The sequence below is a fragment of the Dactylosporangium vinaceum genome (genome assembly GCF_019904175.1).
Lineage (GTDB): Bacteria > Actinomycetota > Actinomycetes > Mycobacteriales > Micromonosporaceae > Dactylosporangium > Dactylosporangium vinaceum.
The window spans coordinates 5,430,943-5,447,081 of record NZ_CP061913.1; the positions used below are offsets into that span (position 1 = coordinate 5,430,943).

At 69.9% G+C, this 16,139-nt stretch carries 11 protein-coding genes; 4 read left to right on the plus strand and 7 right to left on the minus strand.

Annotated elements, in window-relative coordinates; all coding sequences use genetic code 11:
• Positions 1-4 precede the first annotated feature (4 nt).
• The 4 genes from Dvina_RS24305 to Dvina_RS24320 all read right to left on the minus strand — a co-directional run bounded on the left by Dvina_RS24305 (position 5) and on the right by Dvina_RS24320 (position 6,425).
• Positions 5-1,456 carry an endo-1,4-beta-xylanase gene (locus tag Dvina_RS24305; RefSeq protein ID WP_281428403.1) on the minus strand — a complete coding sequence of 484 codons (1,452 nt, stop codon included), beginning with the start codon at positions 1,454-1,456 and terminating at the stop codon, positions 5-7.
• A gap of 363 nt (positions 1,457-1,819) precedes the next feature.
• On the minus strand, positions 1,820-3,277 hold the full coding sequence (locus Dvina_RS24310) for an arabinofuranosidase catalytic domain-containing protein (protein WP_425516571.1): 1,458 nt from the start codon (positions 3,275-3,277) through the stop codon (positions 1,820-1,822).
• A 20-nt stretch (positions 3,278-3,297) separates the two neighbouring features.
• Positions 3,298-4,899, minus strand: a complete 1,602-nt coding sequence (locus Dvina_RS24315; protein ID WP_223104763.1) for a glycoside hydrolase family 27 protein — start codon at positions 4,897-4,899, stop codon at positions 3,298-3,300.
• A gap of 26 nt (positions 4,900-4,925) precedes the next feature.
• On the minus strand, positions 4,926-6,425 hold the full coding sequence (locus Dvina_RS24320) for an arabinofuranosidase catalytic domain-containing protein (RefSeq protein ID WP_223104764.1): 1,500 nt from the start codon (positions 6,423-6,425) through the stop codon (positions 4,926-4,928).
• A gap of 383 nt (positions 6,426-6,808) precedes the next feature.
• Between Dvina_RS24320 and Dvina_RS24325 the strand changes: the two genes are divergently transcribed.
• Both Dvina_RS24325 and Dvina_RS24330 read left to right on the plus strand, forming a co-directional pair.
• Positions 6,809-7,882 carry a ricin-type beta-trefoil lectin domain protein gene (locus tag Dvina_RS24325; RefSeq protein ID WP_246656409.1) on the plus strand — a complete coding sequence of 358 codons (1,074 nt, stop codon included), beginning with the start codon at positions 6,809-6,811 and terminating at the stop codon, positions 7,880-7,882.
• A 10-nt stretch (positions 7,883-7,892) separates the two neighbouring features.
• Positions 7,893-9,194: a cellulose-binding domain-containing protein gene (locus Dvina_RS24330; RefSeq protein ID WP_223104766.1), complete on the plus strand. Its 1,302-nt coding sequence runs from the start codon at positions 7,893-7,895 to the stop codon at positions 9,192-9,194.
• Here the strand turns inward: Dvina_RS24330 and Dvina_RS24335 are convergent.
• The gene (locus Dvina_RS24335; protein WP_223104767.1) at positions 9,189-10,145 is read right to left on the minus strand and encodes a PaaX family transcriptional regulator; all 957 of its coding nucleotides are present in this window, start codon (positions 10,143-10,145) and stop codon (positions 9,189-9,191) included. The two genes, Dvina_RS24330 and Dvina_RS24335, sit on opposite strands and share 6 nt — an antisense overlap.
• Positions 10,146-10,279: 134 nt before the next feature.
• On the opposite strand from Dvina_RS24335, the gene Dvina_RS24340 reads away from it, so the two are divergent.
• On the plus strand, positions 10,280-11,635 hold the full coding sequence (locus tag Dvina_RS24340) for an extracellular catalytic domain type 1 short-chain-length polyhydroxyalkanoate depolymerase (RefSeq protein ID WP_223104768.1): 1,356 nt from the start codon (positions 10,280-10,282) through the stop codon (positions 11,633-11,635).
• Between the two features lie 66 nt (positions 11,636-11,701).
• Here the strand turns inward: Dvina_RS24340 and Dvina_RS24345 are convergent, their stop codons facing one another.
• A complete protein-coding gene (locus Dvina_RS24345; RefSeq protein ID WP_425516555.1) occupies positions 11,702-13,528 on the minus strand; it encodes a family 43 glycosylhydrolase in 1,827 nt (608 codons plus the stop codon).
• Between the two features lie 363 nt (positions 13,529-13,891).
• Here Dvina_RS24345 and Dvina_RS24350 point away from each other — a divergent pair, with 363 nt between their 5' ends.
• Positions 13,892-15,259: an extracellular catalytic domain type 1 short-chain-length polyhydroxyalkanoate depolymerase gene (locus Dvina_RS24350; RefSeq protein WP_223105688.1), complete on the plus strand. Its 1,368-nt coding sequence runs from the start codon at positions 13,892-13,894 to the stop codon at positions 15,257-15,259.
• A gap of 36 nt (positions 15,260-15,295) precedes the next feature.
• Here Dvina_RS24350 and Dvina_RS24355 read toward each other — a convergent pair whose 3' ends face one another.
• Positions 15,296-16,069 (minus strand): FadR/GntR family transcriptional regulator, encoded by a 774-nt coding sequence (locus Dvina_RS24355; protein ID WP_223104769.1) that lies wholly within the window; start codon positions 16,067-16,069, stop codon positions 15,296-15,298.
• Positions 16,070-16,139 lie beyond the last annotated feature (70 nt).

Below are 16,139 nucleotides of genomic sequence, written 5' to 3' on the forward strand. Positions count from 1 at the left end.
GGCGTCAGCTCAGGCTGAAGCGCTGGTTGGCCTGGCCGTTGCAGTCGTAGATCTGGATCTGCTGGCCGTTGCCGGTGCCCCAGACGTCGAGGCAGCGTCCGGACTGGACGCCGGTGATGGTGCCGTTGCTGTTGACGTTCCACTGCTGGTTGGTCTGGCCGTTGCAGCTGTAGATCTGTACTGCGGCGCCGTTGCCGGAGCCGGCGGCGTCCAGGCAGCGGCTGCCGTAGATCTGCAGCTGCTTGCTGGAGGTGTAGGTCCACTGCTGGTTGGACTGGCCGTTGCAGTCGTAGAGCTGCACCCGGGTGCCGTTGGTCTGCGAGGCGTTGGGCACGTCGACGCACCGGCCGGACTGCGCACCGACGATGCGACCGGCGCCACCACCGCCGCCGGAGGTCGGCGAGGTCGTGGGCGTCGGGGACTGGGTGCCCCCGCCCGTCGGCGACGTCGTCGGCCCGGCCGCGTTGAGGGCGTTGAGGACCGAGGTGTAGGCGGCCTTCTTGTTGCTGCCGCTGAACAGCAGCGGGTTCTCGCTCGAGCGCCACGAGTCCTGGTCGCGCACGCCCCAGACGGTGATGCCGACGCAGCGCGAGACGTTCATGCAGGCCTGGGTGAGGCCGGCGTACTGGGTGGTGGAGGCGTTGGTGACGTCGACCTCGGTCAGCGCCACGTCCACGCCCAGCGCGGCGAAGCTGGACAGCGTGGTCTGGAAGTTCGACGGCAGGGAGCTGCCGCCGGTGAAGTGCGTCTGCAGCCCGACACAGTCGATCGGCACGCCCCGGGACTTGAAGTCCTGGATCATCCGGTACACGCCCTGCGTCTTGGCGTAGGACCAGTTCTCGATGTTGTAGTCGTTGTAGCAGAGCTTGACCGACGGGTCCGCGTTGCGGGCGGTGCGGAACGCGACCTCGATCCAGTCGTTGCCGGTCTGCTGCAGGTTGGAGTTGCGGCGGCTGCCGTCCTCGTTGTAGGCCTCGTTGACGACGTCCCAGTAGGCGAGCTTGCCCTTGTAGTGGGCCATGACGCCGTTGATGTGGTCGATCATCGCCTGGCGCAGAGAGCTGCCGCTGATGCCACCCCACCAGCTCGGCTGCTGGGAGTGCCAGGCCAGGGTGTGGCCGCGGACCTTCATGCCGCGCTGGGTGGCCCAGTTGTAGATCTGGTCGCCGGAGCTGAAGTTGAACTGCCCCCGCTGCGGCTCGGTGGCGTCGGGCTTCATCTCGTTCTCGGCCGTGACCATGTTGAACTCACGCGCGGCGATGGTGGTGTAGGCCGAGTCGCCGAGCCGGCTCGCGGCGATGGCGGTGCCGAAGTATCGGCCGGACTGTGCCGCGGCCGCGCCGAGCGTGCTGGCCGCGGCGTTCGCGTCGGGAATCATCGCCATGGCGCCGATCACCGCGACGCCGGCGGCGAGCGCGCCGCCGAGCAGCGCACGGATCCGGGGTCTTGCTGCCACTGGGGCCTCCTTCTGGGTTCTCCGGCCGGAGGCGCCGTCCACCGCCCGCGGAGCAGACGGGAGCAGCCGCGCGGGTGCAGGGGTGTCGGCGGAAGGCCCGACCCGGCCGGAGAACGGTGGGCTTCAATGCGCAGCCATGCTGACACGCGCCCGGATCGCCGAGCAAGAGTTTCCGGAATAGATTCGTAAGTTCCGGAAGCGGGCGTGGCCCGGACCGGCACCGCGATCGATGCCGTTCCGGGCCGCTTTCCGCAGCTCTCACTGCTGTGATCGTCGCTCCGGCGGGCCGCCCCGCCGGGGCCGGTATCGAAACTTTCGAGTTTTCGAGCCTGAAAATTTCGGGAACCGGCCCCGGCGCGGCTGTCAGCGGTAGCCGGCAGCCACGATGTTGGCCTGCACCGCGTTCTCGGTCGCGTCGGACGGGTAGCCCGCGACCATGGCGCCCTCGTAGAACGTGCCCGCGCTCAGGTTGGCCCCGCCGCCCGGCTTGCAGCAGTCGCCGCCGCTGCCGAGGATGATGGCGCCCTGCTTCTTCATCGGGCTGTACCCGCTGGGAAGCCCGCCGTCCCACACCGTGTAGAGGCTGCCGGACTGCGCGTTGCTGCCCTTCATGGCGAAGCGGGACGTGCCGTTGTTCTTCAGCGTGGCGGTCACGAACTTGCTGGTGAACGCCCGCTGGGCGGAGTTCCACGACTGGCTTCCGCCCGAGTAGAGACCCCACTCCAGATCGGCCTGGACCCACGGGCCGGTGCCGGAGCAGCCGCCGAACCAGCACTCGGTGCCGAAGTTGATCGCGTCCATGGCCCCGGCGGCGTCGGCCTTGCGCGTCGTCTCGCTGTTGCCGTAGTCGAAGCAGCAGCCGCTGTTGACGTGCGTGCCGGAGGTGACCATGTACATGCCCTCGGGCGCCGAGCCGGTGGGCACGCCGGTCAGGTGGCCGTCGCGCCAGTAGCTGTTGCCCGGGTTGATGTACAGCGAGTACGCCTTGCTGCCGCCGACGGTCAGCGACTCCGAGGTGGCCCGGGCCGGGCTGCTCGAGCTGGAGCCCGGCACCACCGAGGAGCCCTGATACCACAGGTCGTTGCCGTGCCCGGACTGGTCGTATACCACCGTCACCACGCAGGTGGTGCCGGAGCAGAACGAGTCCTGGGCGGCGGCGTCGGCCGTGCCGCCGGCGGTGCGGGTCGCGATGTCCCGCGTCGCGTTGTCCGAGGACCGGCGCACCTGGTACAGGCGACCGGAGTAGGACTGCAGCAGCGCCCGGGTGGTGCTGTGCGCGGCGACGCACGGTGTCGCACCGGCCGCGTAGATGTCACACGGGCCGGCGCCCACCGGTGGCGGGGTCGTCGGGCCGGTCGGGCTGGTCGGCGTGGCCGGCTGGCTCCACTGCTGGTTGGCGCCGCCGTTGCAGGCCCAGAGGATGAGCTTGGTGCCGTTGGCGGTGCCGGCGGCGTTGGCGTCGAGGCAGAGCCCGGACTGCACGCCGGTGATGGTGCCGTTGCTGTTGAGGTTCCACTGCTGGTTGGTCTGGCCGTTGCAGTCCCAGATGATGACGGCGGTGCCGTTGGTGGTGCCGCGGTTGTTGGCGTCGAGGCACTTGGTCCCGTACACCTGCAGCTGCTTGCCGCTCGTGGCGGTCCAGGACTGGTTGGCCTGGCCGCTGCAGTCGTAGAGCTGCACCTGCGTGCCGTTCGCCGTCGACGAGTTGGGCACGTCGACGCAGCGCCCGGACTGCTGACCCACGATCGGCGCGGCCGTCGCCGCCGACGCGATGCCCGCCGCGAGGACCACCCCGGCGACGGTGAGCGCGGCGGCGCTCAGGGCGGCGACGGTGCGGCGGTTCACGTCCGGGTCCAGTTCTGGCTGCCACTGCCGTTGCAGGTGTTCAGCCGGACCAGCGCGTTGTTCGCGGTGCCGTTCGCCTCGAGGCACAGCCCGGACTGCACGCCGGTGATGGTGCCGTTGCTGTTGACGTTCCACTGCTGGTTGGTCTGGCCGTTGCAGTCCCAGATCTCCACCTTGGTGCCGGGCGAGGTCTGGTTGTTGTACGCGTCGAGGCACTTGCCGAGCACCTGCAGCTGCTTGCCCGCGGTGTAGGTCCACTGCTGGTTGGTGCCGCCGTTGCAGTCCCAGATGATCAGCTGGACGCCGTTCGTCGTGCTGCTGTTGGGGTCGTCGAGGCACCGGTTGGCGCCGGTGTTGCGGACCGTCGTCGTGGACCCGCCGCCGGGATTGCCGGTGGTACCGCCCGCGACCCGGTACATCACCACACCGTGCCCGGGCACGCTCGCGCTGATCGTGCCGCTGGTGGTGCTGCTCGCCCCGCTCCACAGGTCGGTCAGCGAGTAGGACGACGCGCCGGACTTGCCGATCGCGGCGGCCGTGGTGCTGATCGTGGCGGTCGCGGTGTTCTCGTTGAACAGCACCACCGACACGTCGCCGTTCGCCAGAGGCTTGGCCAGCACGTCGAGCCCGCCCGAGGAGCTCACCATCCGGCCCTGCTTGCCGGCCGAGTCCTGGTCGACCGCGATGACGGCCTTGTTGCCGAGGATCGACAGCGTGGTGGCGCTCGCGTTGACCAGGTTGTTGCCGGCCAGCAGCGGCGCGGCCATCTCGGCCCACAGGCTGAAGTGGGCCCGGTCCTCGGTGGCCGACATCCCGTTGCCGACCTCGAGCATGTCCGGGTCGTTCCACTGGCCCGGCCCGGCGTACGCGGCCAGCCCGACGTTCTGGTGGAAGATGTTCAGCACGCTGCTGAAGTTGTTCTGGATGTCGCCGGTGGTGCGCCACAGGTTGCCGACGGGTGCCGCCCACGTCCACGGGGCGTTCACGCCCCACTCACAGATGCTGTAGACGATCGGCCGGCCGGTCGCCGCGAGCGCGTCGCGCATCGCCGAGTAGCGGGCGATGTACTGCTGCGTGGTCGAACTGCCGTTGTTGAAGCAGTTGTCGTACTTCAGGTAGTCGACGCCCCAGGCCGCGAAGCTGCGCGCGTCCTGCTGCTCGTGCCCTAGGCTGCCGGGGTAGCCGGCGCACGTCTGCGTCCCCGCGTCCTCATAGATGCCGAGCTTCAGGCCCTTGCTGTGCACGTAGGCCGCGGTGCCGGAGATGCCGTCGGGAAACTTCGCGTAGTCGGGCTGGAGGTTGCCCGCCGAGTCGCGGTTGTGCTGCATCCAGCAGTCGTCGATGTTGACGTACTGGTAGCCGGCGGCCGCGAGCCCCGACGACACCATCTTGTCGGCGGTCTGCTTGACGAGTGCCTCCGAGACGTTGCAGCCGTACGCGTTCCAGTCGTTCCACCCCATCGGCGGGGTGAGGGCCAGGTTGTTGGCCAGCGCGTGGGCCGGCTCGGCCGAGCGCACGCCGATGTACCAGAAGGCCGCGCCGGCGGCCAGGAACAGCGCGACCGCGCGCACCAGCCAGGGTCTGAGTTGTATCCGCATTCGTTGTCTCCTTGATCGGCGCGCGGTCAGGCGCGCAGGCTCCACTGCTGGTTGGCGCCGCCGTTGCAGGCCCAGAGGATGAGCTTGGTGCCGTTGGCGGTGCCGGCACCGTTGGCGTCGAGACACAGGCCGGACTGCACGCCGGTGATGGTGCCGTTGCTGTTGACGTTCCACTGCTGGTTGGTCTGGCCGTTGCAGTCCCAGATGATGACCGTCGTGCCGTTGGTGGTGCCCCGGCCGTTGGCGTCGAGGCACTTGGAGCCGAGCACCTGCAGCTGCTTGCCGCTGGTGGCGGTCCAGGACTGGTTGGCCTGGCCGTTGCAGTCGTAGAGCTGGACCTGCGTGCCGTTCGTCGTCGACGAGTTGGGCACGTCGAGGCAGCGGCCCGACTGGCCGCCGACGATCTGGCTGCCGTTGCCCGAGCCGGTCCCGGTGCCGAAGGAGTATCCGGCGGCGGTGATGCTGGCCTGGACCGCGTTCTCGGTGGCGTCGGTGGGGTAGCCGGCGGTGATGGCGCCTTCGAAGAACTCGCCGACGCCGGTGTGGCTGTTGTCGCCGCCGGTGCCGAGCAGCAGTGAGCTGTCGTTCTTCATGGGTGAGTAGCCGTTGGGGAGGGGTCCGGAGAAGGTGGTGGTGAGGCCGCCGGTGGTGGCGTTGCCGTATTTGAGGGTGAAGTTGGTGGTGCCGTTGTTCTTTTCCCAGGCGGAGACGAACGGGTAGTGCACGCCGGAGTTGTTGGGGTCTTTGTTGGAGCCGGTGTTGGTGTGGTACATGCCGTTTTCGAGGTCGGCCTCGACCCAGGGGCCGGTGCCGACGCACGGGTTTTTCGGGTTCCCCCAGGTGCCGAACCAGCACGCGGTGCCCCACTCGATGGCGTTCATCGTGGCGTTGCCGGTGTCGGTGTGTGAGTTTTCGCCGCTGCCGTAGTCGAAGCAGCATTGGTCGTTCACGTAGTTGGAGGAGGTGATCATGTAGATGCCCTCGGGCTGGGCGCCGGTGGGGGCGTTCTTGGCGTGGTCGATGCGGTAGCCGACGCCCTGCGTGACCTTGATGCCGTACGCCTTGTGCCCGTTCACCGTGACGGGCAGGGCCTTGGCGTCCGCGCCGACGTCGGCGCCGTTGGGTCCGGGGCCCTTCCAGAAGCCGCCCCAGGAGATGGGCAGGTCGTTGTGGTTGCTCGTCTGGTCGTAGATCTTCGTGATCGTGCAGGCGGCGCTGCCGCAGAAGGTGTCCTGCGCGGCCGCGTTGGCCACGCCGCCGGCCGACAGCAGCCCCACGTCCAGATACTGCCGGTCGGAGCCGCGCTGGACCTGGTACAGCGGGCCGTTGTAGGCCGCGTACAGCGCCCGGGTCGTGCTGTGGGCGCCGATGCAGGGCGTGCCCCCGCTGGCGTAGATGTCACACACCTGCGGCGACGCCGCCGCGGCGCTCGGGGCCGGGGCGAGCAGCGTGATCGCCGCGGCGGCGGCGATCGTCACCGCCCCGCTCAGGGCCGCCGCGAGACGGCGGCCGACGGTGGGTTGCATGGGTCATCGACTCCTTGGTCCGGCTCACCGCCGGAATGTGAGCGCTCACAGCCGAGCGGCGGTGAGGGGTGTCGGCGCGGATGGGAAGAGCAGCGCTCCGGCGGGCACGGATTGACGGATCCGGCGGGAAGGTCTGCCGTCCGGTGACGTTGCCACAATGTTTCCATTCGTTCAAGAGGTAGCCGTCGATGGGGGGCGGATCGCGAGCCGCGCGGGTGAAAGGGCCGGACGTGACCTTCCACGGGGCCCGGCCATAACGCAAATTCGGCCTTGACCTGCACCGGACTCACGCGCATTCTGACGCCGCTTCAGCAATCGTTGAGCGGCAATGTCTGGTTTCCGAAAGAGGGTGCAGCATGCGTGGATCGGGTCGTTGGCTGCGAATGGCAGCGCTCACATTCGCGGCGGCGGTGGCCGGTGCCGTGATGCACGCGCCCGCGGCGGCCGCGGAGTCCAACGGGGGCGTGCGGGTCATGCCGCTGGGTGACTCGATCACCGAGGGCACCCAGGTGCCGGGCGGCTACCGCATCGGGCTGTGGCAGCGGCTGGCGGCCGGCGGGTATCGCGTCGACTTCGTCGGCTCGCAGTACAACGGCCCGTCGAGCCTGGGCGACCACGACCACGAGGGCCACCCCGGCTGGCGCATCGACCAGATCGACGCCAACATCACCGGCTGGCTGCGCACCTCGACCCCGCGGACGGTGCTGCTGCACATCGGCACGAACGACATCCTGCAGAACTCCAACGTCTCCGGTGCGCCCGGCCGGCTTTCCACGCTCATCGACCACATCATCGCGGCCGCGCCGAACGCGGAGATCTTCGTCGCCACCATCATCCCGCTGGGCAACGCCGGGCAGGAGTCGGCGGCGCGCACGTTCAACGCCGCGATCCCCGGGATCGTGCAGAGCCGGGCCAACGCCGGCAAGCACGTGCACCTGGTCGACATGCACAGTGTGGTGACGACGGCCGAGCTCATCGACGGGGTGCATCCGACCGCCGGCGGCTACGACAAGATGGCGGCCGCCTGGTACACCGCGCTGCGGTCCGTGCCCGGCAGCCTGGAGACCAGCGGCGGCGCGACCGGCTCCGCGCTCGTCGGTGCCGCATCCGGGCGCTGCCTCGACGTGCCGGGCAGCAACACCACCAACGGCACCCAGCCGATCATCTGGGACTGCAGCGGCAACGCCAACCAGCAGTGGACCTACACCGCGAGCAGGCAGCTGCAGGCGCTCGGCAAGTGCCTCGACGCCCCCACCGGCGCGGTGGCCGGTGCGAAGGCGCAGATCTACAGCTGCAGCGGCCAGGCCAACCAGCAGTGGACGCTCAACGCCGACGGCACGATCAGCAGCGTCTCGTCCGGCCTCTGCCTCGACGTCTACGGCGCGGCCACGGCCAACAACACCCCGGTGGTCCTGTGGACCTGCACGGCCGCCGCCAATCAGCGCTGGAACCGTTGAGAGGAACCGCATGGCTACGTCCCGCAACCGCACCGGAACACTCATCGCCGGCGCGCTCAGCGCGGTGCTCGCCACCGCCGGCGGCGTCCTGGTGAGCACCACGGCCCACGCCGCCGCCGGCTGCCGCGTCAGCTACGCCGTCTCCAGCCAGTGGCAGGGCGGCTTCGGCGCAAACGTCACCGTCACGAACCTCGGTGACGCGGTCAACGGCTGGACCCTCGCCTGGTCGTTCGGCGCCGGGCAGACGATCACCCAGCTCTGGAACGGCACCGTGACCCAGTCCGGTGCGCAGGTGAGCGTGGCGAATGCGAGCTACAACGGCTCCATCCCCAGCGGCGGCAGCGTCGCGTTCGGCTTCAACGGCAGCTGGACCGGTACGAACCCCGCGCCCGCCACGTTCGTCCTGAACGGCACGGCGTGCACCGGCGAGGTCGGCGGCTCGTCGTCGCCGACCGCCGGCCCGAGCGCGAGCACCAGCCCCAGCGCGAGCACCAGCCCCAGCGCGAGCACCAGTCCGAACCCGAGCTCCAGCCCGAGCACGGGTCCGGGCTGCACCGCCACCGGCACCGGTGGCGGGTCGGGGCCGTGCCCGGCCGGCTACGAGACCTCCAGCGGGCTGCCGAACCACACCATCTACCGGCCGGAGAGTCTTCCGGTACAGAAGATGCCGATCTTCGTCTGGGGTGAGGGCGGATGCTCGGCCAACGGCACGGCGTCGCTGCCGTTCCTGCGTGAGATCGCCTCCCACGGCTTCCTGGTGCTGGCCAGCGGCGCCCCGAACGGCTCGGGCTCCACGACCGCCGCCATGATGACCCAGTCGATGGACTGGGCGGTGGCCGAGAACAACCGGGCGGGCAGCAAGTACTACGGCCGGCTCGACACGTCCAGAATCGCCGTCGGCGGCTGGTCGTGCGGCGGCCTGGAGGCCTACGAGGTGTCCAACGACGCCCGGGTGAGCACCACCCTGATCTTCAGCAGCGGGCTGCTCGACGACAACAACGACTACCAGCTGCGCCGGCTGACCAGGCCGATCGCATACTTCATCGGCGGCCCGAGCGACATCGCCTACGCCAACGCCATGGACGACTGGGGCAAGCTGCCGTCCGGGCTGCCCGCGTTCATGGGCAACCTGAACGTCGGCCACGGTGGGACTTACACGCAGACCAACGGCGGGGAGTTCGGCCGGGTCGCCGTGCTCTACCTGAAGTGGCGACTGAAGGGCGACACGACGGCCGGCGCCGCCTTCGTGGGCAGCAACTGCGGCCTGTGCCACACCCAGTGGACGGTGCAGCAGCGCAACCTCACCCTATGACGCCGCGACACCGGCGAGGATCTCGGCGACGGTATGCGCACTGACGCTCGCCGGTGTCCCGTCGCCGTGCCGGGCCGCGACCGCCCGCACGTGCGCCTCGGCCGCCCGGGCCAGCCCGTCGTACACCGCGACGAAGAGGTCCCGGGCGGCCGGGCGCGGCCAGCCGGGCGGCAGCAGCCGGATCGGCAGCCGGGGGTCGAGGACGGCGAAGCGGCGGTAGGTGTCCATCACCGCGGTGCGGGCGTGCACCGCTTCCGCGCCGCCGACCCCGCCCGCGGCGATGCGGGGCAGCAGCGGCCGCCAGCGGCTGATGAACGCGTCGTAGTCCCCGGCGATGGCGGCGATGTCCCACGCCTGGAGCGGATCGCGCCGCGCCACCGCGCCGAACTCGACGTGCCGGGCCCGGAACACCGTCAATGACCCGGGGGCGACCGCGTCGAGCTGGCCGGCGGCCGGATCGGTGAGCGCGTGCGGTGAGATCCACAGGCCGTCGTAGAGCGGGGCGTAGCCCAGCCAGCGCAGCCGCCCGCGCAGCTCCCGCCGGCGGGAGCGCTCCTGCTGCGGCAGCGAGAAGGCGATGAGCGTCCACCACCCGTCCCACGAATCCGCCGCGGCCGCCGCCGACACGATCCACTGCCCGCCGGCCGAGAGCTGGCCGGCCGCGGCGGCCGCCAGCCGGTAGAGGCTGTGGCGGCCCTCCCGGCGGTTCTGCAGCACGCCGCGGCGGGCCAGCCGGCTGATCGCGGTGCGGGCGCCCGCCTCGCTCACCCCGGACTCGACGAGCAGGGCCACGATCGCGGCCGACGGCAGCCAGGCCCTGGTCCGCAGCGTGTAGTCGGCCATCAGCGTCAAGGCCAGGCCCTGGGGGGCGGGGCCGGACTGCCGCCGGGGGAGCCGCACCGCGGCGTCGTCGTCGGGAAAGATCTCCTCGATGTCGAACGCGTCGGCCACCGCCCGACTGTATCGCCTCGGGTGATCTCCACATCGATTGACACTTATGTGTCCCAGGTACACACTAAATGCCGCACGACGGCTTGGGAGCCGCGCCGTTTTCTCTCCGATTCCAAGAGACGAGGAGTAGGCGCATGCGATTGAGAAGGAAACTCCTGCTCGGCCCGGTGGCAATGCTGGTCTTCGCCGGGCTGACCCTCGTGGCGTTGCGGCCCGCGTATGCCGCGACGCTGACCGAGGTCACCAACTTCGGCGCCAACCCGGGGGGCATGCGCATGCATGTCTACGTCCCGGACACGCGCCCCGCCCACCCGGCGATCGTGGTCGCCATGCACGGCTGTGGCGGCTCCGGCCCGGGCTTCTACTCGGGCAGCGAGTTCGCGAGCCTGGCCGACCGGTACGGCTACATCGCGATCTACCCGAGCGCGACCCAGCAGGCCGGCTTCGGCAACTGCTTCGACACCTGGTCCGACGCGGCCAAGCGGCGCGGGGGCGGCAGCGACCCGGTGTCGATCGTGTCGATGGTGACCTACGTAGAGCAGCAGTACGGGGGCGACCCGAGCCGGGTCTACGCGACCGGCAGCTCGTCCGGCGGCATGATGACGAACGAGATGCTGGCGTTGTACCCGGACGTCTTCAAGGCGGGCGCGGCGTTCATGGGCGTGCCGTTCAACTGCTTCGCCAACGCGGCCGACTATCCGCCCGGCACCAGCCGCTGCACCGGCGGGAGCATGGACCGCACGCCGCAGCAGTGGGGCGACGCCGTCCGGCAGGCGTATCCCGGATACAGCGGGCCGCGGCCCCGCATGCAGCTGTGGCACGGCACCAGCGACACGCTCGTGCCGTACTCATTGCTGCAGGAGGAGATCGAGCAGTGGACGAACGTCTTCGGCCTCAGCCAGACGCCGACGTCCACCGACACGCCACAGTCCGGCTGGACCCGCCGGCGCTACGCCGACTCGTCCGGCACGGTGCAGGTCGAGGCGTACAGCATCCAGGGCGCCGGGCACAGCCTGCCCTCGGCCGGCATGGCCGCGTACGCGATCGCGTTCTTCGGCCTGACCGGCAGCGGGCCTACCACGTCGCCGGTGTCGAGCCCGCCCGTCTCCAGCCCGCCCGTGTCGAGCCCGCCCGCGTCGAGTCCGCCGGTGTCGAGCCCGCCCCCGGGTGGGTCCGCCTGCCGGGTGACCGACACGATCAGCGCCTGGAACACCGGGCTTACCGCGAACATCACCATCACGAACACCGGGAGCGCGGCCGTCAACGGCTGGGCGCTTACCTTCACGCTCCCGGGCGGCCAGAGCATCACCTCCGGCTGGAACGCGCAGTACAGCCCGGCCTCGGGGGCGGTGACCGCCCGCAACGTCAGCTACAACGCCACCCTGGCGCCGGGCGCGTCGACGACGATCGGCTTCCAGGCCACGCACACCGGCAACACCGCCCGCCCGGCGGCGTTCGCACTCAACGGCGCCGCCTGCACCATCGCCTGAGCGCTCCCTGACCCTCGAACAGCCCCGGCCGCGGCGCGCGAGCGCCGCGGCCGGAGCCTTGTGCGGTTACTGCAGCGAGGCGTCGTCGACGTAGAGCCCGTCGGTGCCGGCGGCCGTCTCGACGTACATGGTGGCGCCGGTCAGCGTGCCGGTCCACGACACGGTGGCGGTGCCCGTCAGCTGCGTCCAGCCGCCGGTGTTCACCGTGGCGGCCGGGGTGAGCTGGACGTAGTTCGTCGTGCCGTTCGCGGTGACGGCCAGGGTCACCTTCGCGCTCGGGGTGCCGGTCTGGGACCGGACCCAGATGCTCGTGGTGTAGCTCTTGCCGTTGGTGAGCTTGGACGTGACGTCCTGGGCCGGGCCGTTCCAGGCGGCGGTGCGGCCGCTCAGCAGCAGGGACTGGGTGCCGCCGTGCGCCACGGTGCTCGAGGACAGCGAGCCGGCGCCGAAGACGGACCAGCCGCTGGTCCCGCTCTCCAGGGTGCCGTTGGTGAGCAGGTTGCCGCCGCCGCCCCCGTTGTCACCGCTGCCGCCGGCGAACTGCCACCAGTTGACGTTGAAGAGGTTGCCGGTGCCGCCGGTGTACTTGAAGTACAGGTCGTGCGTGCCGGTCGCGCCGCTCACCGGGCACGTCACGGTCGTCCAGGTCTGCCAGCCGCCCGTGCCGGCCACCGTGCAGGTGCCGACGAGCGTGCCGTTGACGCTGTCGAGGTGCAGCTCGATGCGCCCGCCGCTGGTGGCCGAGGCGACCCGGGCGCTGAACGACGTCGCACCGTTGCCGAACGCGACGCCCTTGACCTTGACGTTGTCGCCGTTCTCGATGAAGCCGACGTTCATGCCGCCCTCGCTCGACGGCTCGGTCTCCACGCCGCTCTCCCAGGCGATGGTCTCGGCCTCCTGGCGCACGTACGGGTTGAGGGTGCCGACCTGCGGCGCGCCGGTCGTCGTCATGTTGATCGTCGGGATGGTGCCGTCGGCGTTGTAGTTGAACTTCTCCACGGCCACGGAGCGCGTGTAGCCGCCACCGCCGGGCAGCGCGCCGTTGTGGTAGAAGAAGTACGACCCGCCGTTGAAGTCGATGACACCGGGGTGGTTGGTGAAGCTCGAGCCCTGGGTCGGCATGACGGTGCCGCGGAACGTCCACGGACCGGTCGGTGACGTGGCGGTCGAGTAGGCGATGTACTCCGAGCAGCACTTCGCGGCGAACACGTTGTAGTACAGGCCGTTGCGCTTGTAGACCCAGGGGCCTTCCTCGAACAGCGTCGGCCGGCTCGTGTTGCCGGTGCGGGTGCCGAAGCCGGCGGTGGTGAGCGGGATCTTCGCCGGGCTGCCGTTCGTCGAGATCATGTCGGCGTTGAGCTTCACGTACCACAGGTTCGGGTTGCCGTAGTACAACCACGCCTGCCCGTCGTCGTCGATGAAGACCGTCGGGTCGATCTCGGAGCCCTGGATGAGCGGCCGGCCGATGGCGTCGCGGAACGGGCCGGTGGGGCTGTCGGAGACGCCGACGCCTATCGCGTTGCTGCCGTTGGCCATGCGCACCGGCACGTACCAGTAGAACTTGCCGTTGCGGTAGACGGTCTGCCCGGCCCACGCGTCGGAGCTCGCCCAGCTGAACGTGGACAGGTTCATCGGCGAGCCGTGGTCGGTCCAGTTCACCATGTCGGCGGAGGACCAGACCCGCCACTCGCGCATGGTGAAGTACGTCGAGTTGTCCTCGTCGTGTCCGGTGTACAGGTAGACCCGCCCGTTGTAGACGAGCGGGGCGGGGTCGGCGGTGTAGATCGTCTGCACGATCGGGTTGTCGGCCCGGGCGACGGCCGCCGGCATGAGGCCGGCGACGCACAGCAGGCCGGCGGCCGCGGCGAGCGCGCGCCGGATGGAAACTTTCACGGAACGCTCCTGATGTGGGCCTGTTACCGCTCACAATGCGCGTGGCGGGGCGCGGTGGGCGACAGGTGTGGGATGTCAGGGAACCTTGCCAGAATCGTTCCAGGCATTCAAGTAAATCGTTCGCCCGGGTCGGCGCGACCATTTGCGGCCGGCTCGCATAACGATTTTTCCGCAGGCTTCCGGACTTGAATGATGGGCATTGCTCTGGCACCGTCGGTTCCGCGCCGATGTGCGCTCACACCGGTCGATGCGCTCTGGACACCCCTGCGCCGGCCGCCGGGCCCGGGGTGCCGGTCCGGACGCCGGCCCCCGGGTGACCCGGACCCCATCGAATGCTTGCTGAAGGAGGGCCGCATGCATCGCATGCTGCTGCGGGCACTGCTGATAGCGGCGGCCCTGCCGCTGGTGGTGGCCGCCGTGCTGGTCTCGACACGGCCGGCCGCCGCCGCCGGCCTGACCCGGGTGACCGGGTTCGGCAACAACCCGACGAACCTCAACATGTACATCTACGTGCCCGCGAGTGTCGCGCCCCGCCCGGCGCTGCTGGTGCTGGTGCACTACTGCAGTGGTTCGGCGAGTGGGATTTTCAACGGTAACGGGCATGACTATGTGACGGCGGCGGATCGGTACGGGTACATCATCGTGGTGCCGGAGGCGACTCGTAGCGGTAGTTGTTTCGATGTGTCGACTCCGGCGGCGTTGAGGCGTAACGGGGGTAGTGATTCGACGGGCATCATGTCGATGGTGAGCTATGCCCGGTCGCAGTATCCGAGTATCGATGCGTCGCGGATCGTGGTGTCGGGGTTTTCGTCGGGGGCGATGATGACGAATGTGCTGGCTGCGGAGTATCCGGATGTGTTCAGTGCGGCGTCGGCGTTCTCGGGTGTGCCGGCGGGGTGTTTCGCGACGTCGGACGGGTCGTTGTGGAACAGTCAGTGTTCGGGTGGCAATGTGAGCAAGTCGGCGCAGCAGTGGGGTGATCAGGCCCGGGCGATGTATTCGGGGTACTCGGGGCGGTATCCGCGGATGCAGTTGTGGCATGGGACGACTGATACGACGCTGGCGTATCCGAACTTCGGTGAGGAGATCAAGCAGTGGACGAATTTGAACGGGTTGAGCCAGACGCCGGCGTTCACTGATCATCCGCAGTCGAGTTGGACGCGGACGCGGTACGGGAACACGGGGACGCAGGCGACGGTCGAGGGTGTGAGTATCGCCGGGGTCGGGCACCAGTTGCCGATGTCGGGGCAGCTCGCGTACGCCATCGCCTTCCTCGGCCTCGACGGCAGCGGCGGCACCACCACCTCTCCCACGCCGCCGTCCTCCCCGCCGGCGTCGTCCCCGCCGCCGCAGGGCGGGGCCAAACGGATCGTCGGTGCGCAGTCCGGCCGGTGCGTCGACGTGCCCAACGCGTCGCAGACCAACGGCACCCGGGTGCAGCTCTACGACTGCAACGGCCAGTCCAACCAGCAGTGGACCTACACCTCCAGCAAGCAGCTGCAGGTCTACGGCAGCCGCTGCCTGGACGCCGCCGGCTCCGGCAACGGCGCCGCAGTACAGATCTACAGCTGCAACGGCCAGACCAACCAGCAGTGGAACGTCAACAGCAACGGCACCATCACCGGCGTCCAGTCCGGACGCTGCCTCGACGTCTGGGGCACCGGCAACGGCCAGCAGATCCAGATCTACGACTGCAACGGCCAGGCCAACCAGCGCTTCAGCCTGAGCTGACCGGGCCGGAGGACGGGACCATGGCGGGCGGCCCGGCTACCGTTGTAGCCGGGCCGCGTCGCTCGGGCCGCCGCGGCGCACCAGCCAGGCGTCGGTGATGTGGTCGAACATCGCGGCGGCGGCCCCGTCCGGGTCGCCCGCGGCGATGCGCTCGTAGATGCGCCGGTGTCCCAGGTTCGACGCGATGCACAGCGAGCGGTCCGTGCGCCCGACGTAGCGCGCCGTGTGCAGCACCTGGCTGACCAGGGCCTTCACGACGGCTCGGGCGATGCGGTTGCCGGACGCCTCCATGATCGCATCGTGGAAGACCCGGTCCTGCTCCTCGTAGGCCACGTGGTCGTCGACGAGCTCGTCCATCCGGGCGACGGTTGCCCGCAGCCGCTCCACTGTCGGCTCGTCGGCCAGCCGGGCCGCGACATTCGCCATGTCCGACTCGAGCAGGCGCCGGGTGACGACGAGGTCGTCGAGGATCGCCAGGCTCTCGTCCTCGGCGACTGACGCGCCCAGGACGAGCTCGTCGAGCATGTTCCACTTCGACGGGGCCGTGACGACCGTCCCGCTGCCCTGGCGGACCTGGACGAGCCCCTTCTCCTGCAGCACCTTCACCGCCTCGCGGATGACCGTGCGGCTGACCGCGAACGTCTCACACAGGGCCGGCTCGGGCGGCAGCGGCGTGCCGGGCGGATGCACGCCCCGCACGATGCGCTGCACCAGCTCCGCGGTGACCGCCTGCGCGAGGTTGGCCGGGCGCTGCACCCATGACGGTGGAGCGACGGTCCGGCCGTCCGGGCCGGCCTGGGATGTCGTCATCGGTCCTCCGTCGGGCGCGGGCTGCCGTGGCGCGCACTGCGCGGCCAGTCTACGGGTCGGCTCCGGCGGC